The organism is bacterium, assembly GCA_036382775.1.
In the GTDB taxonomy this organism is placed as follows: Bacteria; Hydrothermota; Tepidihabitantia; order SM23-42; family JAOAFX01; genus DASVHD01.
In genome coordinates this window covers 18,627-39,344 of sequence record DASVHD010000041.1, presented here as the reverse complement: position 1 = coordinate 39,344, position 20,718 = coordinate 18,627, and the positions used below count along the sequence as shown (strand labels likewise).

The following is a 20,718-nucleotide window of genomic DNA, read 5'->3' as shown; positions in this document are numbered from 1 at the left end:
ATGCATAATGAAATCAGGGCGCGCATGTGGTTTGATTTTGAGAATGCGCCGCATGTCTGGGTCTTAAAACCACTGCTCACCTATTTTACGGGCAACGGGTATTCATGTTATTGTTCAGCTCGTGATTTTTCATATACAATACGGCTCCTGAGATCGGCCGGGATCGAGGCCGAGATCCAACCGGCGCGTGAAACCAGTAATAAGGCGGCCAAGATCATCAACCTGCTGGTACGCGCGGCGCGGCTCGTTTGGTTGTATCGTAACCGAAAAATAGACATCGCCATTGGACATGGTTCCAGGAGCCAGATAATCGCATCCCGTCTTCTCGGAATCCCGGTCATTTCCATGGATGACTATGAAAAGTCCGACCAGTTCCTGGTGCGGTTTACTGCCCGGACGCTGGTGCCGGCGATCATCAGTAAGTCGAACTGGGGAAGGTTCCAGGATCGGATCGTTCATTACCCGGGTCTGAAAGAGAATATCTACATGGACGGATTTGATTTTGATCGCAAGATCCGATCCCGTCTGGGTGTGGATGAAGACAAGGTTGTTGTATTGCTGCGACCGGAGACCGTCTCCAGCCATTATTACGACCGTAAATCCAGTCGATTGCTGCACTCCTTTCTCAATTATTTGGGCAGCTATAACCGGATGATCGAGGTCGTGCTGTTGCCCCGGAATAAAAAGCAAGAAAAAGAAATCTGCGCCATATTGGAGAGAATTAATGTGGGCTGCATAGTCCCTGATCCTGAAAGGTATGGTTTTGAGATCGTCAGCGCGGCGGATCTTGTGATTGGCGGCGGCGGCACTATGCTCAGGGAAGCCGCTTGCCTTAACATCCCGGCATTCAGTTTTTTTGCCGGGCAATGGGGAAGCGTCGATGATCATCTGGTAGCCAGCGGCCGGTTGACGAAAATAACCGGCGAAGAAGATCTGCGAAAGATAAATTTCGTAAAAAGGAAGGGAACGATACCGGTGCCAAATTCAGGGGGCAGGGATTTCATAATAAAATATATTGAGGATTATCTCGAATGATTAGAGCAATGCGCATAAACTTCATTGATCCCGCACAGGACGGGAAGTGGGATGCTTTCGTCGACGAACACCCGGATTCTAATTTTTTCCACTCGGGCGCATGGGCCAGCGTTATCAAGACGGCCTACGGATATCAGCCCGCCTACTGTGTCGTAATCGATGATCACGACCGGATCACCGCTGGTTGTTCCTTCTTCGTTGTCGACAACTTCCCGTTAAAACGGCGCCTGGTTTCCTTGCCATTTTCCGATTTCTGCCCGCCCTTGTGCAGCCTTCCCGGGCATTGGGCGATGCTGGTCAGTACCATCATTAAGTACGCGCGCGATCATGGGATAAACGGCATCGAGATTCGGGGTCAATTGCCGGGTGTACCGGAGAACTGCGCCGTGACCAATGATTATGTTGACTTCGTGATCCCGCTGGACGGCGGATTCGAAGATCGGATAAGCCGTCGCTTCAAACGTTACCTTCGAAACGTCTGTGAACCGAACCTAAGTATCACTATCGGTTCATCTGAAGATGATATGCACGCGTTCTATCGATTGAACCTGCTTACCAGGCACAAACTGGGTGTTTTCCCCCAATCCTTCCATTTTTTTCGGGCGATCCACCGGCATGTGATGGCTGCCGGTCTTGGTTTTGTTGCCACCGCCCGTTACCGCGGGCGTGCAGTTGCCAGCGGTTTGTATTTTATGCATCGAAATACTGTCTACCATAAATATACCGGGACCGATCTCCGTTTCGATCACCTGCGCGGGAACCATTTTCTGGTCTGGATGATAATGAAATATGCCCTGGACCGCGGCATGCGCTTCTATGATTTTGGCCGGACCGTGAATACCAACCACGGTCTCATCCGTTTCAAAACGAATTGGGGCGCGAAGGCTATCGGAATACCATACTGCTATATCCCCGGAAGGCAGGGCACGAGCAGTGTCAATGAAGAGAGCGCCAAATACCGGATCGCCACCTGGATCATCCGGCGTCTGCCAATGTCCGCCACGACATTCGTCGGCGGCAGGGTGTACCGTTACCTCGCATGATCAAGGAATATTGGAAAGGCAGGGAAGGGACCTTCCAGCTGGATACCGACCATGACCAGCAGGTCCAAAACATAATCTTTGAACGCCGAGTATGGGGCCAGCCATCCGCAACTAAACGTTTGTTCTATGCAGTAAAGCCGCTCATACCGCGCCGCCTGCAGATATACTTTCGAAAGAAAAAAGCTCAAGGGATCGACCGTTCCATCAAACCCGGTATCGAGACCCTGCTGTGCAAACCGGTCATTGAATATGTTCGTTCTTCCGGACTTGATTTTTCCTTCATATGGTTCTGGCCTGGGTCGCATAACCTGGCTTGCGTTATCACGCATGATGTAGAATCTACGCACGGTTTTCAGCAGGTCCTCAGGCTGGCCGAGATCGATGAGCGTCATGGTTTCAGATCGGCGTTCAATTTTGTTTGCGAAAAATATCCGGTTGATGGTGGTGTTATCAAAGAACTGAAGAGCCGCGGTTTTGAGATCGGCCTCCATGGCGTCAGACATGACGGAAAACTCTTTTCGTCAGAAAAGGTCTTTAAAAAGCGCCTGGGGATCATGGCACATTATGCTCATGAATGGCAGGCCGTCGGGTTTAGATCACCATCGCTTCTCCGTGATATCATTAGCCTGCGGTCGTTGCCTTTTGCGTGGGATTCATCGATCCCCGACTGGGATCCTTTCGGACCGCAGCCCGGCGGATGCCGTACCGTGTTCCCCTTTTTTTTATCGCCGCAAACGATCGAGCTTCCCGTGACCATGATGCAGGACCATACCCTGTTTGAGGTCCTTGAAGAAAAGGATGATGCGATCTGGAAAGAAAAGTTCGCTTACATTTTCCGACTGGGCGGTTTGGTGAACCTGATCGTTCACCCCGATTATGTATTTGAACATGGCCGGCTGCGCGTCTACCGGCAATTTTTGGAATACCTTCGCTCCCAAGAACGATTATGGTCAGTAACACCTCGTGAGATCTGCCGATGGTGGAAAGAACGTGACCGGAGCAGTCTCGTGAACAGGGGAGGGAGTCTCGTAGTTGATGGTCCAGCGTCGGTCCGCGCGTCAATCGGAGCCTGGTCCCGGATCGGAGAAAACTGGTTCCGAGCACTGGTTCATTGACATTTAGAACTATTTAAATATAATTTAATATATTGAAAGGTTTATCGGTATAACTATATGAGTGAAAAATTGAAAATTGCTGTCGTCGGTATCGGGTACTGGGGTCCAAACCTGGTTAGAAATTTCCTTAAAAATGATCATGTCAGCGGTGTTGTTTGTATCGATACGGACCGCAACCGGCTGGATTTTATCCTGAAACAACACCCCAACGTCGAGACCGAAACGTCATTCGAACGGGTGCTGGATAACGCTGACGTTGATGCGGTGGTCATTTCGACCCCGGTAAGCACTCACTATCCAATGGCGAAATCGGCGCTTGAGCATGGAAAGCATGTTCTGATCGAAAAACCGATGACCTCAAACAGCCGGGACGCCAAGACACTTTATGAACTTGCCAAGGAAAAGAGCCTGGTCCTCATGGTGGACCATATTTTCGTATACAATGGAGCGATCCGCAAGATCAAGGAGCTGATAAAAACCGGCGAGATCGGCAATATCATGTACTATGATGCCGTGCGCATCAATCTCGGTCTGTTCCAGCACGATGTGAACGTGATCTGGGACCTCGCGATCCATGATCTGTCGATCATGGACTTCTTATTGCCCGAAAAGCCGGTCGCGGTCTCGGCCGTCGGCATCGGACACTACGATAACCGGATCGAAAACATCTCGTACCTGACCTTGTTCTTTAAAAATAACTGTATCGGACATATCAACGTGAACTGGCTGGCGCCGGTGAAGATCCGCCGGATCCTGATCGGCGGCGACAAAAAGATGATCGTTTTTGACGACGTTGAACCGGTGGAAAAGATCAGGGTATACGACAAGGGTGTTTCCGCTAAGACTCAGGAAGGGATCTATCAGACCCTGATTCAGTATCGGACCGGCGACATGTATGCTCCCAAGTTCGACACGACCGAGTCCCTGGAATCGGTCGCAAGCGAGTTCACAGGATCGATCCGGAAACGAAGCGATCCGTTGACCGATGGCGCCGAAGGGATAAGGATGATAAAACTCCTGGAAGCGGCCGAGAAATCGCTCAAGAACAATGGGTGCATCGTAGACCTGAACGGGATCTGAGCCGTGGCCAGCGACCCGCACCAGATCCTGAAAGACGTGAAGCTCGGCAAGGGCGTAAAGATATTAGGATTTGTCAACCTGTACGGCTGCGCGATCGGGGATAACACGAAGATCGGAAATTTCGTGGAGATACAGAAAAACGCGTATATCGGCAATAACTGCAAGATCTCGACCCATACTTTCATTTGCGAAGGGGTCACGGTCGAAGACAATGTTTTTATTGGGCATAACGTCACTTTCATCAACGACAAATATCCGCAGGCGACGGCCCGAGACGGTGTCCTACAGACGGAGTCTGATTGGAAAGTGATCCCGACGCTGGTCAAGAAGGGTGCGTCCATCGGGTCGAGCGCGACCATAATGTGTGGCGTGACGATCGGTGAAAATGCAATAGTGGGCGCCGGCAGTGTGGTCACAAAAGATGTGCCCGCCAGTGCGGTCGTGGCGGGTGTCCCTGCCCGGGTCATTAAAAAACGTTGACCAAACCTGCCGTCAGCGAATTTTATTTGTGATTTGCCATAATTCGTAAAATTCGATGCGTTATTTGCATAAATTCGTGATCTTTACCGGAAAGGAGAATAAATAATGGAAGTACCGTTCATGGATCTCAAGCGACAATACGAATTGATCAAGGATGATATCGACATAGCGATAAAAAAAACGCTCGATTCCTGCGCTTTCGTCGCCGGGGAGCGGGTAAAGGAATTTGAACAGAATTTTGCCGCTTTTTGCGGGGTGAAACACGCCGTCGGCATTTCCAGCGGCACCAGCGCCATTTACGTAGCCCTCAAAGCCCTGGATATCGGGCGGCATGATGCGGTCGTCACCGTGCCCTATACGTTCATTGCCACGGTGGAAGCGGTTTCACTGAGCGGCGCCAAACCGATCTTCGTGGATATCGATGAAGCATCGTATACGATCCTGCCCGCTCGAATAGAAGAGTATTTTAAGAAGGAATGTGAATGGAGTGAAAAAAAGAAAAGTCTGGTTGACAAGGAACGCAAAGTGCGGATCAAAGCGATCCTGCCCGTGCATCTGTATGGTCAGATTGCGGACATGGATGAAATAAACAAGATCGCCCAGAAATATGGCTTAGCGGTGATCGAGGACTCTGCCCAGGCGCACGGTGCGACTTACAAGGGTAAAATGTCGGGTTCGATCGGCCATTGCGGCGCCTTTAGTTTCTATCCCAGCAAAAACCTCGGCGCTTATGGTCAGGGCGGCATGGTAACGACCAACGACGATGCAATAGCGGAAAAAGTGAGGATGCTCATTGACCACGGCCAGAAAGAACGTTACCACCACGTTTTCGAGGGATGGAATTTCAAAATGGATGGATTACAGGCTTCGATCCTTAACGCGAAACTTGAATACTTGAACGACTGGAACGAAGACCGCCGGCAGAACGCTGCCTACTACAATATGCTGCTCAAAGAAGTGCCGGGAATTCAAACGCCCGTGGAGAAGGCGGACCGTAAGCACATGTATCACCTGTATGTCGTGCGGGTCGCCGACCGCGAACATTTTCAGTCGTTCCTTCATAATGCCGGGATCGGTACCGCGATCCACTATCCGATACCGCTGCACTTGCAGGAAGCGTACAAACCGTTGAACTACAAGGCCGGGACATTCCCCTGTTCCGAAAAACTGGCAGACCAGATCGTTTCGTTGCCGATGTTTCCCGAATTGACCAAGCAGGAGATCGAATATGTATGCGGCATGATCAAAGAGTGGTCCAATCAGAGCGGCCAGACGACGGGAAGCTGATTGGAAAAAAGATGGTAAGAAAGCAATAAGGCAGAAAGGCAAGAAGAGAAGAGGATAAAAACGATGCTTAAGTCAATGCTTTTGATCAGCGACTTGTTAGTCATCAGTGGAGCTTATGTGATCTCTCTTCTTTTAAGGTTTCAGGGCATACAAAATGTGGTATGGAACCAATGGGGGACCTACGTTTTTCTCCTCGTGGTTTTCCCCATGTTATTGTATTTCTACGGTGCCTATAACCGCCTGCTGTTTGTCCAACGCGTCCGGTTGTTCTTTACGATCGTGAAGATCGTGATGGCGGTGCTGCTGTTGTACGTCATCGTTGGCTTTGTCACTAAATTCTATTTCTTGATCGAAAGCCGGGCGTTTATTTTTTTCCTCCACAGCATACTGTTCTTGTTTTTCTTCGTTGTCCGTGTCGTTATTGTTCCCCAGATCCTTGCGCAATATTATTTGAATGAACGTAACCGGCGATTCTGCAAATATATCGGTCCCCTAAACCATTTCAAGGTGATAAACGGCTTCCTTAGTGAGAATGCGGTCTCCGGACTGTGCACTTTCCTGGCGGAAAAGCATGGTAAGCAGCCGCTCAACGGGCACGATACTTTTGTCTTCAGCGAAGCGCGGGATTTTGATACGCTATACTGTGAGATCACGTCCAATACCGATTCCTCCTCGCCGCTGCATATCGTTTCTCCGTTATTCGGCGATCTGAAGCTTAACTGGGAATGGGGTTATTTTGACAACGCTCCGATATATACGTTCGACCGAATGGCAAATCAAAGGCTGCGTGACATCGTGCGCCGTTGTTTGGATATCGTTGTCTCGCTTGCCGTCTTAGGGCTCCTGCTGCCGCTTTTCGCAGTTATCGCCTGCGCCATAAAGATGGATTCGCCCGGACCGGTCATTTACAAACAAAAGAGGTGCGGTCGGGATGGAAAAGAATTTACCTTTTATAAATTCCGATCCATGTTCGAGCGGGACCGTAAGGATGAAAAAAGGGAAGAGGAGTTCAAGCATTATATCGAACACCAGCTGCCCAAAGGCAAGGTCATTAACCGGCACGATATCACTCGTGTCGGCAGGATCCTGCGCAAAACGTCATGCGATGAACTGCCCCAGTTCATCAATGTCCTGAAAGGCGATATGAGTCTGATCGGTCCCCGCCCGCCGATACCATACGAGGTCAAGCATTACAAAAAATGGCATAAAGACCGGCTGTTGATCAAACCGGGGATCAGCGGTTTATGGCAGATATACGGCCGGGGCAATATGCCCTGCGATTCATCGATCTTTTTGGACCTTATTTACGTGATCAACCGGTCGCTTTCGCTTGACATCAAACTGATGCTGAAGACGATACCGGCCGTGCTGCTGGGCAAGGGAGCCTACTAGCGGATGTTAAATGGTGATTGGTGAATGGTTAAATATTTAACCATTTAACGATTTAACCAATTATTTTAGATCTAATATGACAATATTGTTCCTGTTATCAATCTTCTATCCCGTGGATTCCTGGCAAAATATGCTGATTGACGAGATCCAGGTTCGGGGAGTTCATATGACCGGCGTCCCCGGCCTGCGGCCGTATAATCTTCCTCATGGAGAACGGCCGCGGTTTGACACGCTTCCCCAGGTTGTGGAAGATTTCACCCGGCAATTGCAGCGTCAGTTATGGATGCCCGGTATTTCGATGGCCATGTCCTATGATACAGTGAAAACCGTCCGTCTTCGTCCAGCATTGTATTTCGACTGGTCCGATTTTTCACTGATGATCCGGCCGGTGGTTAAATTCGGCAATGACAGTATCCCGCCTTTCAACAAGTTCGCGGATTTGTTCGCTGGCGACAATGAACGCGCCTTGGTGCGGTATGATAACCGGAATTTTGGGGCTTTCGTGGGACGCGAACGTTTCTCGATCGGTCCTTCCCCAAGATATAACCTGCTGTTATCTTCTTCTTCTGTCCCGGCTGATTGGCTGAGCTATTATTTCCAAACAAGCAAGGTTCGGTTATCGATCTTCTTAAGCCGGTTGGACAACATGACCTGCAAACCGATCGAGTACGTCGGTGATACCATTACCCAAACTATTACCGCGAAACGGTTCATCACGATCCGCCGACTTGATTTCACGCCGTGCGATCGGCTGAATTTTAGTTTTTCCGAAGCGGCGCTGGTGGGCGGCGAGGATCTGGACCTTTCGTTCTACTATCTATCACCGCTGGAACTGATCCACACAAACCAGTACAATTACGGGAATGATGCGAATATTTTTTTCCATCTCGACGCGAAGGTCGTGTTGAAGAACATCGCTTTCTATAGTGCGCTGCTGGTCGATGATTTCCAGCTGGACGCGGATCCCAACGATGAGCCAAACCATTTTGGCTTCAATACCGGCGTTGAATTCACGGATCTATTTGTAGCGAAGACGTTCGTGTTGTGCGAGTATACCATTATTTCCCGCTATGCCTATTGCCATTTTTATCCCTACCAACGCTATCAATTCTATAATATCCCCATTGGTTATCCTTATGGTCCCGATTGTGATAACGTCTTCGTACAGCCGTTGTACCACATGACCGCTGATCTCGATTTCTACGGGACCGGCGAGCTCCTGCGTAAAGGTTCGGTGACGATCGATAGCTTATGGCCCATCCCTGAAATTCCCAGGGTTCCGGGCACAAGATTTCCGGCACGGAACTTTTTATCAGGTATTGTCCAGCGGTCAATCAGCGTGGGGTTTGGCCTTCGGTACAACTTCCGCCGCCAGCTGGCGGTCGACTGTTCGGCGGGTGCGACATGGCATTCGAACTATCATAATATCCAGGGCGAGCGGAAAACCGCGCCGTATGCTAAAGTGCAGATCGATATTATCAATCTTTCTCAATAAGAAAACCAGTTAGACCTTTTTTAAGATAACCCACTTTGACCGGTACCCTGCGAAATAAAACAAATATCTGGGATTATGTTTTCGTAACCCGGCCGATCCTGCTGGTGCCGGTCTGGGGTTTTTTATTGCTTGGCTATTATCGCTCCGGCGGACCCCGGTTCTTTGTCAGCGGCTACTTTGTTTACACGTTGGCGTGTTATTCCCTGTTGCTTGCCGCGCTTTATATCTTGAATCAGATCTTTGATGTACAATCAGACGCGATCAATAGAAAGCACCTCGTTATTGCGGAAGGACTCTTGCCGAAAAAGGGAGCTTATCTTTGCGCTTTCGTCATGCTCGCCGTCGCATTGGTCATGATGCTGCGGCTGCCCATGCTTATGATCATGTTCTTTTTATTCTCCCTGCTATGCGGAACGCTTTATTCGCTTCCCCCGGTAAAATTAAAAGCGCGTCCGATCGTCGATTTTACGGTCAACGCGATCGGTTACGGATTTTTCAATTTTTCGCTGGGATGGTTGACGCACCGGCCGTTCTCCATCGATACCTTTATCTTTTCGCTGCCTTACGTATTCGCGGTTGGTGCTATTTTCATCAATACCACCATTCAGGACATCGACGGCGATATCAAAAGCGGTTATTGCACGACCGGGATCTTTTTGGGCAAGAATAAGGCGCTGATACTAAGTACGTCCCTCATATCCTGTTGTATCGTTTCATCGGCAGTCACCCGGGACCTGATATGCCTGATCCCGTCGGTGTTAGCGCTGCCTTTATTCATCATTGCCGCGGTCAAACGCGATCTCGATTCGGTCGCTCGTTCGATCCGCATCGGTGGTCCATTGTTGATCTTGATGACCGGTGTGCTGTTCCCTTATTTTTTCATCGTTTGTTTACTCGTGTTATTATTTCTGCGGCTCTATTACCGTAAAAGGTTCAATATCAGTTATCCCGATGTCAGCACGAAAGACTATCGATCATGAGTTTGCTCGCCACGTTTCTGATATGCGCTTTTCTTAACGAACCCGGCGACACGCAAGCCGATTCCATTTTTGATACCGGCGCCGTCGAACCGGCTGCCATCGGTCGCGAGAACGCGTTGTCAGATCCGTGGTTTGGTCAGGATAAGCTCATGCACTTTTACGCATCGGCCGGTATTTGCGGCAGTTCGTTTTACCTTTTTAAATACCATTTTGACCGTGATGTTGGAGAAGGTACGATATATTCGGTGTCAGTCACCGGGTTGATCGGATTGGGCAAGGAGACTTATGATCTGATCAAAGGCAGACATTTTTCCGTAAAAGACCTTTTCTGGGACGCGGCCGGCATCGCCGCGGGGTATTTCATCTTTATGCACCAATACTGATCGCAGAAGGTGATCAGTTGTAAAACCGCAGGGCTGTGTCCCTGCGTTTTTTTTGGCCAATTATTCCAGGTCAACTCAGATCGCCTTAACCACTGATTCGATTATTTTTTTCCTGATCAAGGGCATGATGCCCAGCCGCACGCGGGGATGGACGCTATTGGCAAGGAACACGACCACGAGTTCGCGCGCCGGGTCAACGCAGATCATGGTGCCGGTGAACCCGGTATGACCGAATGACCGCGTGGACAAAGCACCGGGGTACATATCGACTTTCCAGCCCAGACCGAAGCGCTCGGAACCCATGCGGCCCGTGTGGTTTCGCGTCATGTTCGCCACCGACTGCATACTAACGACATCGCCGTTGATGTAGGCGTTTAAGAATTTCGCAAGGTCGGTCGCATTGGAGAAAAGACCGGCATTACCCGAAACGCCGCGGTATGCATAATAGCAGTTGCCGTCGTGCACTTCGCCGCGCAGCACATAGTTTCTCCACTGAACCCGCCGGGCAGAGTTTTTGTTATTCTGGTACCGGCGGACCTTTTGTTTTTCATGTTCGTTGCCGAATTCGGTGGCAGCGATGCTGGGTTTTGCCCCGGGGCAGAACAAGGTATTGTTCAGGCGCGCTTTTTTAAATATCCTTGAATGGCAGAACCGGTCAAGCCGCATGTCGGTTACCTCAGCGATTATTTCGCCTAAAATAACATAACCAAGGCAGGAGTAATTGACCGCTTTATCCCGGATATGGGCGCGGCTCAGATATCCGGTCCGGCAATTACCGCCCAGCAGATACAGCGGATACCAGGACGGCAACCCGGCGGTATGCGTTAGTAATTCCTCAAGCGATGCTGCGCCGTTTGGCTGGCCGCGGAATTCAGGTAGATACCTGCTTACCGGATCACCCAGTTTCAGAACTTTTTCCTGGTGTAACACCATGACCGCCATGGCGGTAGCCAGCGGTTTGGTGAGCGAGGCAAGATCAAAGATCGTATGGAAGTGCATTTTCTCCCGCCTGGGTACGACCTGCAAGAAGCCATAACTTCCCTGAAAAAACGTTTTCCCCTTCAGGCCGATCCAGATCACTGCGCCGGATGGAAAACACCTGCAATTCACGTTCTCTTTCATCACTGCGTCGAGGTCGCTGGTGTCTTTAGCCATGACTTTCCATGACGGTCAGGATCTTTTCGTAATCAGTGCCGCGTAAAGACCGCGTTAGAAATTCAATACCCCGGCTGATATGTTTTCCAAAATGCGGTTTGCCCCGATTCAGCGAAAGGTTCGCGAAAGCGCCCAGAGCCTGGAGCAGGCGCTGAACCGCGCAAAGCCGGTAAGCCTGCAGGAACCGGTTTTCATCGATGTCCAGCCAGCTGGCCGCCACCCGGACCGCCCGCAAGTAGTAATCAACGAGCACGTGTTCGGTTCTCGCCGGGATGTTCACGTACGGGTCTCGCAGCAACGCGGCCAGGTCGTAGGTCAGCGGTCCGATGCGGGCGGATTGAAAATCAATGATCCGGACCTTGGAATCCTTGATCATGATGTTCGATGACTGAAAGTCCCGGTGCATCAGGAATCCGGTGACCGGTTTTATGGCATTATTTACATCCAGTTTGAGTTTTAAGAAAACCGGGTCCAGTTCTTTGATCGATTGTTGCGGGAGCTTCATGTACTGGCGCAAAAAAAATTTTTTAAAGTAACTTTGCTCCCATCCAATGTGCCTCGTGTCGTAGTAAACCTTGACGGGCGCACCGGGCCGAGCTTTGATCTGAAATTTTATCAGTTCCCCAATCGCCTTTTTATAGTACGGTACTGCACGCCTGGGACTTTCGGCGGCTAGCCGCAATAATGATCGCCGGCCCAGGTCTTCGGTGATCAGCAGATCGCTATGCACGCGATAGATCTTCGGTACCGCGACTTCAGCTTTTAAAAGATGTTTCTGCAGTTTTAGATATTCGCGGCCGTGCTGGCGATCAAAGACCGCGATGTAGCTTTTTGATCCTTCCCGGCACCGGAAAAACAAGCGCGGCGAGCCGCCGGTATCGATCATTTCAGTTATCGAATAGCCAAGGCGGGTAATCTTATCGGCTATCGTTCCCTTCATTATCAAGGTCCCGTATGCAGAAACTTCCTGACAACAGGCAATTCCTGTAAGTTCCCTCCATTATTCGGCTGCCCGCGAAGACCACCGTATTTTCTATCACGACATTTCTGCCGATCGACGAATTTGGTCCGACGATCAAAAAGCCCCTGACATCCTTTGTTTTCACTGAACTCGTTTCATGGATGCAGACTGGATCGGGGCAGTGAATCTCCGGAACCGTCATTGTTTTTTCAGCCAGGAGTTTGTGGGTTCTCCAGTACGATCCGGGAGTGCCGATGTCGATCCATTTTCCCTTGACCGCGTGCCCCAGGATATATTCATTATTGGCTAAAGCATTCTTGAACACATGATCGACCAGGCTGAAACGCTGCTGGCCGGATGGGAAATAATCCGTGATCCTGGGGGAAAGGACCGCGATGCCCGTGTACGTGTAATTATTAGCACCGGCGGTTTTGTTGAACTGTTTTACGCGGTCGCCATCGACAGCGACAAGGTCTGTTGTGGCATTCCTTGTAAGGGCAATGGTAGCCAGCGGGTTTTTAGACCGGTGGATAGTGAACAATTCATTGATATCGATCTCCGACACGACATCACAGTTATGGACCAAAATCATGTCATCCAGCAGGTCTTTAAAGCCTAGAAAAGCTCCTCCGGTGCCTGCAAGTTCATCTTCAAGGGAAATCTTAATCAATGAGGAATATCTCAATAAAAAATCGGCAATAATGTTATGTTGATAATATACATTAACTCCGATTTTTGCGCAACCCGTATGGACCAGCTTATCAATGATCGTGCCGATTATCGGTTTATTCATCAAGGGCAATAATGGTTTTGGTGTTGTATCTGTTAAAGGGTTGAGCCGCGCTCCAAGGCCGGCAGCAAGTATTATCGCGTTCATGTCTTTATTATTTATATAGCAGGTATCCTTGCCTTAATGCAAGGAAATTAATGATGCCCTTCTGCCATTTCCGTTCGATCACTCTGAGTGGTTCGCCGTGCTCAATAGATTTCCTGATCCAGGAGTTGCCGGTCAGGATATCAAAGGGCAGTTTCTTTTTTTCATATTCATAAGGCGGCAAACGCCAGGCAAACCAGCTTGAATGCCGTTTGAACAGGGTCTTGATGACCGCGAGCCCGGTCAGGAACGACCTGAACCGATGCGGGTCCGTGACACTGATTTGAGCGCCACCGCAGACCTTGTTCGCGAATTTGCTGAACGTGGGACTGAAAAAAGCAGGACGGAACCGGACGCCAGCAAGCCTTTCCTGTTTTACAACTTTGTTGAGTTCCAAAACCAAGCCGGAGGGATTGACCCAGGGCGCGCCGAAGATCTCGAATGGCCTGGTCGTACCCCGCCCTTCTGAAACATTAGTGCCTTCAAGCAGGCACATGCCCGGATAGACAAGAGCCGTTTCCGGTGATGGCATATTAGGTGACGGCATGGTCCAGGACAATCCCGTGTCAATATGGGACCATGCGCGTTTCCACCCCTTGATCCGGATAATGCGAAGATCGCACCCGATATGATATTCGGCATTCACAAGACTGCAGATCTCGGCGATCGTCATGCCGTGCCGTACCGGCAAGGGGTACAGGCCGACAAAGGAACTGAAACTTGATTCCAGCACTGGTCCTTCAACCTTTATTCCGTCAAGGGGATTTGGGCGGTCCAGCACGAAAACTGGTTTACGCGACCGGGCAGATGCTTTCATGCACAAAATCGCGGTTTGAGTAAAAGTGTAGTACCTGGTGCCGATATCAATGAGGTCGATGACCATCGCATCAATGCTTGCCATGTCACACTCTGACGGCGATAATTTTCTGCCGTACAAACTGATGACCGGAACTTTGCCAAAGCGGGTATCATGATCGCTGATTTGATCTTGTAGGGCACTGTATAGTCCGTGCTCTGGAGTAAAAATGACCTTGAGGCGGGATTTTAGGTGATCATTGAACAATTCGATCGTTGGCCGCAAAAATCTATCAGTTGTTTGGTAGTTTGTGCATAATCCGATTTTCATGCCTTTCAGTTCTTTAAAGCCGTTTTTCTGCAGGATATCAATGCCCAAGCGCACCGATAAATATATGGCATATGGAAATTAAGTCAATAGTTCAGGTTATCAGGCCATCAGGAGATCAGGGAGTGGATATCAGGTCATCAGGAAATCAGGAAAGCAAAAGCCTGACAGCCTGATACTCTGGTTTCTTTCCCTCTGATATCCTGACTTCATTAGCAAGGCTGAAGCCCCGCGGTGCGGGATCATGACCTTGCCCTGCTAATGAATGGTGTCCCTGTGGGATAACCTGATAAACTATAACATGCTCTTGACAAGTCGTGAATTTTAATTATATTATAATACAATATGAAACTAGGGGAGATACTTGTCCGCCAGGGAACGATTTCCGAGGACATGCTCACCAGGGCCTTAGACGAGCAAAAGAAAGACGGAACACGGCTGGGCGCGACCCTGATCAAACTGGGTTTGCTTAAAGAAGAGGATTTGCTGGTCGCGCTATCCAAGCATTTCGGTGTTAAATCGATGGATCTAAGGGCGGCAAAACTGGATGATTCGGTGCTCAAGCTCATTCCTGCCGATCTTGCAGCTAAATACCTGGTCGTGCCCGTGCGGCGGTTTGGCCGGGCTCTGACCATTGCCATGGTGAACCCGGGCGATGTCGCCGCGATCGAGGACATTAAATTCGCGACTGGATTTGATATCGAACCCGTCGTTTCATCCGAGGATATCATAATAAAGATCATTAACGAGCATTACCACGTTCAACAAATGCTTTCTGATGTCATGTACGAGATCGAGACCGCCGAAACCGGTGGTGATGCTTCGGCTAAATCAATCGACAACGTGAATGTTACGGAAGCCAAGGAACAGGAAGACCTTTCCAACGTCGCTGACGACAGCGACAGCGGTCCGGCGCTGAAGCTCGCATCTAAGATCATCACCGACGCGGTCGACCTGAACGTTTCCGACATTCACATTGAGCCGTACGAGAATGACATGAGGATCCGTTATCGCATCGACGGCATCCTGCATGAGGTCATGAAGCCGCCGCGGAAGCTCAACCGCGCCCTGGCTACGGTGATCAAGGTTATGTCAAAACTGAAGGTCGAAGAAAAACGTTTGCCGCAGGACGGCCGCATCAAGGCGCGCGTGCACAATAAGATCATTGACATCCGCGTTTCCACGGTGCCCACACTGTTCGGCGAGAAGATCGCGCTGCGTATCCTCGACCGCTCGGCGATCCAGCTGAACCTCGACCTGCTGGGAGTTGAAGAATCGACGCTGAAAACGCTGCGCCGGGCGATCAAGACGCCATATGGCATCGTGCTGATCACCGGCCCAACCGGTTCCGGTAAGACCACGACGCTGTATTCGGGGCTTGTCGAACTCAACGACATCAGCACCAATATCACGACTGCCGAAGATCCGATCGAGTACTCGCTGACCGGCATCAATCAGCTGCAGGTCAATGAGAAGATCGGTCTGACCTTCGCTTCGGCGCTTCGTTCCTACCTGCGTCAGGACCCTAATATCATCATGGTGGGTGAGATCCGTGACCTCGAGACCGCGGAGATCGCGATCCGTGCGTCTTTGACCGGCCATTTGGTGCTGTCGACCGTTCATACTAACTCTGCCGCGGCGACGATCACCAGGTTAGTCAACATGGAAATCGAACCGTTCCTTATTGCCTCCACGATCCTGGCCGTGATATCGCAGCGTCTGCTTAGAAAATTGTGTACGAAATGTCGCATAGAAACGAAATACGCCCCTGAGGTCATGATCGACGCGGGTATCGATCCGAAAAAGATAGATCATCCCCTTTTCAAGGGCGAAGGTTGTCAGGAGTGCCGGGGCACGGGTTACAAGGGCCGGATCGGCGTTTTTGAGAACATGGTCGTGACCGCTAAGATCCGTGATATGATCCTGCAGCGCGTACCGACGGCCGAAATCGAACGGGCAGCGGTCCAGGAAGGCATGATGACCCTACGGCAATCGGCCCTGGCAAAGCTGCGCCAGGGAGTGACGACCGTCGAAGAAGTGATCCGCGAAACAATGGTGGAGCAATAGGCAGGCCCGCTTGGAGCGTTAAATGGAAGAAAGACTGGGAACATATCTCGTAAAGAACGGGCTCATCAACGAAGACCAGCTCAGGACGGCGATCCAGGAGAAAAAGGAGACCGGACAGCGGCTGGTAAGCGTGCTGACCAGGCTGGAATTCGTCGATGAACAGAAACTGCTCGCGCAATTGAGCAATCTCTATCAAATGGAAGTCGTTGACCTCGACTATATCATACCCGAAGAGACCGTACTGAAGCTGATACCGGCTGAAAAGGCATATCACTATGAAGTTCTACCCATTGACCGCAAAGGCCGGTACATCACCGTTGCCATGATCGACCCGACCGATATCAGCGCGATCGAGGATCTAAGGTTCATCACCGGCATGGAGATAACGCCGGTGCTGGCTTCCGAGTCGAGCATCCGGCAGGCACTCGATACTTACTATGAAATGACCAAGGGCATGGCCGAAGTCAAAGTCGAGTCCGGGCCCAAGGAACTAGGGGTCGAGGATATGGAGCTTTTAGAGACCGGGATCGATGAAGAGGTTGAAGAGTCGAAACTGCGCGCCGATGCCGAGGGCGGACCGGTCATCAGGCTTGTCAATTTCTACATTGCCGACGCCGTTACCAAAGGCGCGTCGGATATTCACGTCGAACATTTTGAAAGGAATACAAGGGTGCGTTTTAGGATCGACGGCGTACTGAAAGAGCAGCAGTCCCCGCCGCTTAATTTGAAAGCCGGTATCGTAACCCGTTTAAAATTGATGTCCAAAATGGACATCGCGGAGCATCGTCTGTGTCAGGACGGCCGCATCAACATCGTGGTCGGGGAGAAGACGATCGACCTGCGGGTATCCGTTATTCCGACGCTTTTTGGCGAGAAGGTGGTCATGAGGATCCTGGACCGTGGCTCGCTCATGCTTGACCTGACCAAGCTGGGATTTTCCGAGGAAGCGTTGAAAAAATTCCTGAAAGTGATCGAGAGCCCCTATGGCATCGTTCTGGTCACCGGTCCCACGGGCAGCGGCAAGACCACGACGCTGTACTCAACCCTTTCGCGTCTGAACAAACCCGACCGGCAGATCATGACCATTGAGGACCCGGTCGAGTACAACATCCATGGCATCAACCAGATTCAGGTCCACGAAGAGATCGGCCTGACGTTTTCCGCGGCGCTGCGTGCCTTCCTGCGCCAGGCGCCCAACATTATCCTTGTCGGCGAGATGCGCGACACGGAAACGGCCGAGATCGGGATCAGGGCGGCGCTTACCGGTCATCTTGTTTTCTCCACGATCCATACCAATGACGCGCCAACAACGATCAACCGTCTGGTGGACATGGGCATACCGGCGTACCTGGTAGCAAGCGCGCTGCTCCTTATCCAGGCTCAGCGGCTCGTGCGGCGCATATGCCCCAAGTGCAAAGAACAGATAAAAGTAAGTCCCAAGCTGCTCGAGGAAGCAGGCATTCCGGAAGGTACATTCCCGGATAATCTCGTTTTCAAGGGCGCCGGCTGCTCCAACTGCGGGCAATCTGGATATAGAGGCCGGGTCGGGCTCTACGAGGTGATGCCGATATCACCGGATATGAGAAACATGATCCTTAAGGGCGCATCATCGGATGAAGTGGCGAAGCAGTCGAGGCTTGAAGGCATGAAAACCCTCCGGGACGACGGCATTGACAAGATCATCAAGGGCGTCACGACCGTCGAGGAGCTCATGAGGGAAACGGCGTCGTTTTGACGAGCATGAATTACGAAAATAAAATTTTATTATGTTTACGATCAGCTATTAGCGATCAGCTATTAGCCACACCTAAGGAGGTTTAATGGCGGTTACAATGAAGCAGCTCTTGGAAGAAATGGTACAGAGGAACTCGACCGATCTTCATCTCACCACCGGCGCTCCGCCGATGCTGCGCATTGACGGCGAGCTCGTGCCGACGAACTATGAGATCCTGACCCCGGAGTTGATCCAGCAGCTAGCCTACAGCGTGCTCAACGACCAGCAGAAGAAGAAATTCGAGATGGAATGGGAACTCGATTTTTCATTCGGCATTGCCGGCCTGAGCCGTTTCCGCGGTAACTGTTTTCAGCAGCGCGGCAGTATCGCGGCCGCCATCCGCACGATTCCGTTCGAGATCCGCGGTTTCAAGGAACTGGGGATCCCGCAGGTGGTACAGGAACTGGCCTCGCGGCCCAAGGGTCTTATCCTTTTGACCGGTCCGACTGGCTGCGGCAAGTCCACGACCCTGGCGGCGGTCATTGACAAGGTCAACAGCGACCGTCACTGCCATATCATGACTGTCGAAGACCCCATTGAATACCTGTTCCGTCATAAAAAGGCGATCGTTAACCAGCGGCAGGTTGGCAGCGATACGAAGTCGTTTGCCAACGCGTTGAAGTACGTGTTGCGGGAAGACCCCGATGTGGTTATGGTCGGCGAGATGAGAGATCTGGAAACGATCGGCATGACCTTGACGATCGCGGAGACGGGTCACTTGACCCTGGCCACGCTGCACACGAACTCGGCGGCGGAATCGATCCACCGGATCATCGATATTTTCCCGTCGCACCAGCAGGGACAGGTGCGGTCGCAGCTGGCGTTCGTGGTCGAAGGTGTGATCACGCAGCAACTGTTGCCAAAGATCGGTGGTGGACGTGTGCTGGCCGCCGAGGTTCTGATCGCCACGCCCGCGGTGCGGGCGTTGATCCGCGATGAAAAAGAACACCAGATATATTCGCATATCCAGGCCGGTCAGAAATATGGCATGCAAACGATGAACCAGGCTTTGTACAATCTGTATGCCAAACGGCTGATAACGCTTGAAACCGCGTTCGACTATTCGCCGAATATTGAGGAATTTGAGCACATGGTGGAACAGAAATCACCGGTGCTGCAGTAAGGATTGAAGATAAGAGGTTGGGAAGCTAGGAAGATATGATGAAAACAGACAGAAAAAGAATCATAACTTCAAATCTTCACACCTTCAAAACTTCGCTTTTTTCAGTAAGGAAAGGGAGGTAATATGCCGGTATTTGTCTGGAAGGGAAGAAGCGCGACCGGAGCCGCCGCCAGCGGTGAATTGACCGCTGCGTCGCAGACCGATATTGTCGCTGCATTGCGCCAGAAAAAAATAATCCCGACATCGATTAAGATCAAAGAAGAGAAAAAAGGGTTCTCGCTTTTCGGCGGACGCGTCTCGAGACGCGCTCTCGCCGTTTTCACCAGGCAGTTCTCGACCATGCTCAATGCCGGTCTGCCGCTTTTGACCTGTCTTGAGATTCTGGCTAAACAGACCGACAGCCAGAGCCTGAAGCGTGTCCTGAACGAGGTCCGCGGCGATGTTGAAGGCGGTCTATCGCTCGCCGATGCTTTAAGGCGCCAGACGAAGGTGTTCGATAACCTGTACGTCAACATGGTCGAATCGGGCGAAACCGGCGGTGCACTCGACGTCATTCTCGCCCGCCTTGCGACATACCTCGAGAAATCGGCAGCCCTGGCGCGTAAGATCAAAGGCGCCATGATCTACCCTGCCATCATCAGTCTCGTCGCGGTCGGCGCGATCTCGGTCATGTTGCTGTTCGTGATCCCGATCTTCGCGCGCATGTTCTCGGGCATGGGCGCCGAGCTGCCGGCAATGACGCGTTTAGTCATGGCGCTGTCTAATTTTGCCAAGGTCGGTATTCTGCCGGTCATTATCGGCGGGATCGCGCTGTTCACGATCCTGCGCCGCTGGCATAAGACCGAATCAGGAGCCAAGGCAATGGACCCATTGTTCCTGAGAGTGCCGGTCTTCGGCGACCTGAACAAGAAACAATCGATCGCCCGTTTCTCAAGGACGCTGTCGACCCTGCTGGGAAGCGGCGTGCCGATCATCGATGCCCTTGAGATCACGGCCAAGAGCGCCGGTAATTGGGTCATTGAGGATGCGATCCTGAAAGCGCGGGTTTCGATCAAGGGCGGTGAGAATATCGCGGATCCGCTGGCCAAGACCAATATCTTCCCGCCGATGGTGACCCAGATGATCGCGATCGGCGAAGCATCCGGCGGTCTCGACGATATGCTCGCTAAAGTCGCCGACTTCTACGATGCGGAAGTCGATCAGGCCGTGGAAAACCTGACCAACGCTCTCGAACCCATCATCATGGTCTTCCTGGGCGGGATCGTCGGCTTCCTGGTCATCTCGATGTACCTGCCGATATTCCAGCTGGCAGGAACGATCAGTGAATAGGGGTCATTAAAGTTTAATACGC

Annotated in this window: 18 protein-coding genes; 14 read left to right on the top strand and 4 right to left on the bottom strand. The window is 51.2% G+C overall.

What is annotated here, in order from left to right; all coding sequences use genetic code 11:
* The 10 genes from VF399_10580 to VF399_10535 all read left to right on the top strand — a co-directional run bounded on the left by VF399_10580 (nucleotide 1) and on the right by VF399_10535 (nucleotide 10,290).
* The gene (locus VF399_10580; GenBank protein ID HEX7320785.1) at nucleotides 1-1,035 is read left to right on the top strand and encodes a DUF354 domain-containing protein; all 1,035 of its coding nucleotides are present in this window, start codon (nucleotides 1-3) and stop codon (nucleotides 1,033-1,035) included.
* Nucleotides 1,032-2,078: a peptidoglycan bridge formation glycyltransferase FemA/FemB family protein gene (locus VF399_10575; GenBank protein HEX7320784.1), complete on the top strand. Its 1,047-nt coding sequence runs from the start codon at nucleotides 1,032-1,034 to the stop codon at nucleotides 2,076-2,078. The genes VF399_10580 and VF399_10575 overlap by 4 nt, the downstream gene beginning before the upstream one ends.
* Complete coding sequence (locus tag VF399_10570) at nucleotides 2,075-3,193, top strand: hypothetical protein (protein HEX7320783.1); 1,119 nt, start codon at nucleotides 2,075-2,077, stop codon at nucleotides 3,191-3,193. The genes VF399_10575 and VF399_10570 overlap by 4 nt, the downstream gene beginning before the upstream one ends.
* A 69-nt stretch (nucleotides 3,194-3,262) precedes the next feature.
* A complete protein-coding gene (locus tag VF399_10565; protein ID HEX7320782.1) occupies nucleotides 3,263-4,273 on the top strand; it encodes a Gfo/Idh/MocA family oxidoreductase in 1,011 nt (336 codons plus the stop codon).
* Nucleotides 4,274-4,276: 3 nt separating this feature from the next.
* Nucleotides 4,277-4,753, top strand: a complete 477-nt coding sequence (locus VF399_10560; GenBank protein ID HEX7320781.1) for an acyltransferase — start codon at nucleotides 4,277-4,279, stop codon at nucleotides 4,751-4,753.
* 105 nt (nucleotides 4,754-4,858) lie between these two features.
* On the top strand, nucleotides 4,859-6,040 hold the full coding sequence (locus tag VF399_10555) for a DegT/DnrJ/EryC1/StrS family aminotransferase (protein ID HEX7320780.1): 1,182 nt from the start codon (nucleotides 4,859-4,861) through the stop codon (nucleotides 6,038-6,040).
* Between the two features lie 63 nt (nucleotides 6,041-6,103).
* Nucleotides 6,104-7,432: a sugar transferase gene (locus VF399_10550; protein HEX7320779.1), complete on the top strand. Its 1,329-nt coding sequence runs from the start codon at nucleotides 6,104-6,106 to the stop codon at nucleotides 7,430-7,432.
* 76 nt (nucleotides 7,433-7,508) lie between these two features.
* The gene (locus tag VF399_10545; protein HEX7320778.1) at nucleotides 7,509-8,927 is read left to right on the top strand and encodes a hypothetical protein; all 1,419 of its coding nucleotides are present in this window, start codon (nucleotides 7,509-7,511) and stop codon (nucleotides 8,925-8,927) included.
* A 35-nt stretch (nucleotides 8,928-8,962) separates the two neighbouring features.
* On the top strand, nucleotides 8,963-9,907 hold the full coding sequence (locus tag VF399_10540) for a UbiA family prenyltransferase (GenBank protein ID HEX7320777.1): 945 nt from the start codon (nucleotides 8,963-8,965) through the stop codon (nucleotides 9,905-9,907).
* A complete protein-coding gene (locus VF399_10535) occupies nucleotides 9,904-10,290 on the top strand; it encodes a hypothetical protein (protein ID HEX7320776.1) in 387 nt (128 codons plus the stop codon). The genes VF399_10540 and VF399_10535 overlap by 4 nt, the downstream gene beginning before the upstream one ends.
* A 75-nt stretch (nucleotides 10,291-10,365) precedes the next feature.
* Here the strand turns inward: VF399_10535 and VF399_10530 are convergent, their stop codons facing one another.
* The 4 genes from VF399_10530 to VF399_10515 are packed head-to-tail and all read right to left on the bottom strand — an operon-like array spanning nucleotide 10,366 to nucleotide 14,454.
* Complete coding sequence (locus tag VF399_10530; GenBank protein ID HEX7320775.1) at nucleotides 10,366-11,445, bottom strand: serine hydrolase domain-containing protein; 1,080 nt, start codon at nucleotides 11,443-11,445, stop codon at nucleotides 10,366-10,368.
* Nucleotides 11,438-12,385 (bottom strand): phosphotransferase, encoded by a 948-nt coding sequence (locus VF399_10525; protein ID HEX7320774.1) that lies wholly within the window; start codon nucleotides 12,383-12,385, stop codon nucleotides 11,438-11,440. The genes VF399_10530 and VF399_10525 overlap by 8 nt, the downstream gene beginning before the upstream one ends.
* Nucleotides 12,363-13,283 (bottom strand): NDP-sugar synthase, encoded by a 921-nt coding sequence (locus VF399_10520; protein ID HEX7320773.1) that lies wholly within the window; start codon nucleotides 13,281-13,283, stop codon nucleotides 12,363-12,365. The genes VF399_10525 and VF399_10520 overlap by 23 nt, the downstream gene beginning before the upstream one ends.
* A 7-nt stretch (nucleotides 13,284-13,290) precedes the next feature.
* Nucleotides 13,291-14,454, bottom strand: a complete 1,164-nt coding sequence (locus VF399_10515) for a DUF1343 domain-containing protein (protein ID HEX7320772.1) — start codon at nucleotides 14,452-14,454, stop codon at nucleotides 13,291-13,293.
* A 294-nt stretch (nucleotides 14,455-14,748) separates the two neighbouring features.
* Between VF399_10515 and pilB (VF399_10510) the strand changes: the two genes are divergently transcribed.
* The 4 genes from pilB (VF399_10510) (at nucleotide 14,749) to VF399_10495 (ending at nucleotide 20,696) form a co-directional block, all read left to right on the top strand.
* Nucleotides 14,749-16,470, top strand: a complete 1,722-nt coding sequence (gene pilB / locus VF399_10510; GenBank protein ID HEX7320771.1) for a type IV-A pilus assembly ATPase PilB — start codon at nucleotides 14,749-14,751, stop codon at nucleotides 16,468-16,470.
* A gap of 22 nt (nucleotides 16,471-16,492) precedes the next feature.
* Nucleotides 16,493-18,205 (top strand): type IV-A pilus assembly ATPase PilB, encoded by a 1,713-nt coding sequence (gene pilB / locus VF399_10505; protein HEX7320770.1) that lies wholly within the window; start codon nucleotides 16,493-16,495, stop codon nucleotides 18,203-18,205.
* An 85-nt stretch (nucleotides 18,206-18,290) separates the two neighbouring features.
* Nucleotides 18,291-19,367 carry a type IV pilus twitching motility protein PilT gene (locus VF399_10500; protein HEX7320769.1) on the top strand — a complete coding sequence of 359 codons (1,077 nt, stop codon included), beginning with the start codon at nucleotides 18,291-18,293 and terminating at the stop codon, nucleotides 19,365-19,367.
* Nucleotides 19,368-19,490: 123 nt separating this feature from the next.
* Entirely contained in the window at nucleotides 19,491-20,696 is a 1,206-nt protein-coding gene (locus VF399_10495) for a type II secretion system F family protein (protein HEX7320768.1), read from the top strand.
* Nucleotides 20,697-20,718 lie beyond the last annotated feature (22 nt).

Excerpts from the sequence above, each read along its gene's own strand:
- VF399_10580 (HEX7320785.1), top strand. The coding sequence starts at position 1 with ATGCATAATGAAATCAGGGCGCGCATGTGGTTTGATTTTGAGAATGCG.
- VF399_10575 (HEX7320784.1), top strand. The coding sequence starts at position 1,032 with ATGATTAGAGCAATGCGCATAAACTTCATTGATCCCGCACAGGACGGG.
- VF399_10570 (HEX7320783.1), top strand. The coding sequence starts at position 2,075 with ATGATCAAGGAATATTGGAAAGGCAGGGAAGGGACCTTCCAGCTGGAT.
- VF399_10555 (HEX7320780.1), top strand. The coding sequence starts at position 4,859 with ATGGAAGTACCGTTCATGGATCTCAAGCGACAATACGAATTGATCAAG.
- VF399_10550 (HEX7320779.1), top strand. The coding sequence starts at position 6,104 with ATGCTTAAGTCAATGCTTTTGATCAGCGACTTGTTAGTCATCAGTGGA.
- VF399_10545 (HEX7320778.1), top strand. The coding sequence starts at position 7,509 with ATGACAATATTGTTCCTGTTATCAATCTTCTATCCCGTGGATTCCTGG.
- VF399_10535 (HEX7320776.1), top strand. The coding sequence starts at position 9,904 with ATGAGTTTGCTCGCCACGTTTCTGATATGCGCTTTTCTTAACGAACCC.
- VF399_10530 (HEX7320775.1), bottom strand. The coding sequence starts at position 11,445 with ATGGCTAAAGACACCAGCGACCTCGACGCAGTGATGAAAGAGAACGTG.
- VF399_10525 (HEX7320774.1), bottom strand. The coding sequence starts at position 12,385 with ATGAAGGGAACGATAGCCGATAAGATTACCCGCCTTGGCTATTCGATA.
- VF399_10520 (HEX7320773.1), bottom strand. The coding sequence starts at position 13,283 with ATGAACGCGATAATACTTGCTGCCGGCCTTGGAGCGCGGCTCAACCCT.
- pilB (HEX7320771.1), top strand. The coding sequence starts at position 14,749 with ATGAAACTAGGGGAGATACTTGTCCGCCAGGGAACGATTTCCGAGGAC.
- pilB (HEX7320770.1), top strand. The coding sequence starts at position 16,493 with ATGGAAGAAAGACTGGGAACATATCTCGTAAAGAACGGGCTCATCAAC.
- VF399_10500 (HEX7320769.1), top strand. The coding sequence starts at position 18,291 with ATGGCGGTTACAATGAAGCAGCTCTTGGAAGAAATGGTACAGAGGAAC.
- VF399_10495 (HEX7320768.1), top strand. The coding sequence starts at position 19,491 with ATGCCGGTATTTGTCTGGAAGGGAAGAAGCGCGACCGGAGCCGCCGCC.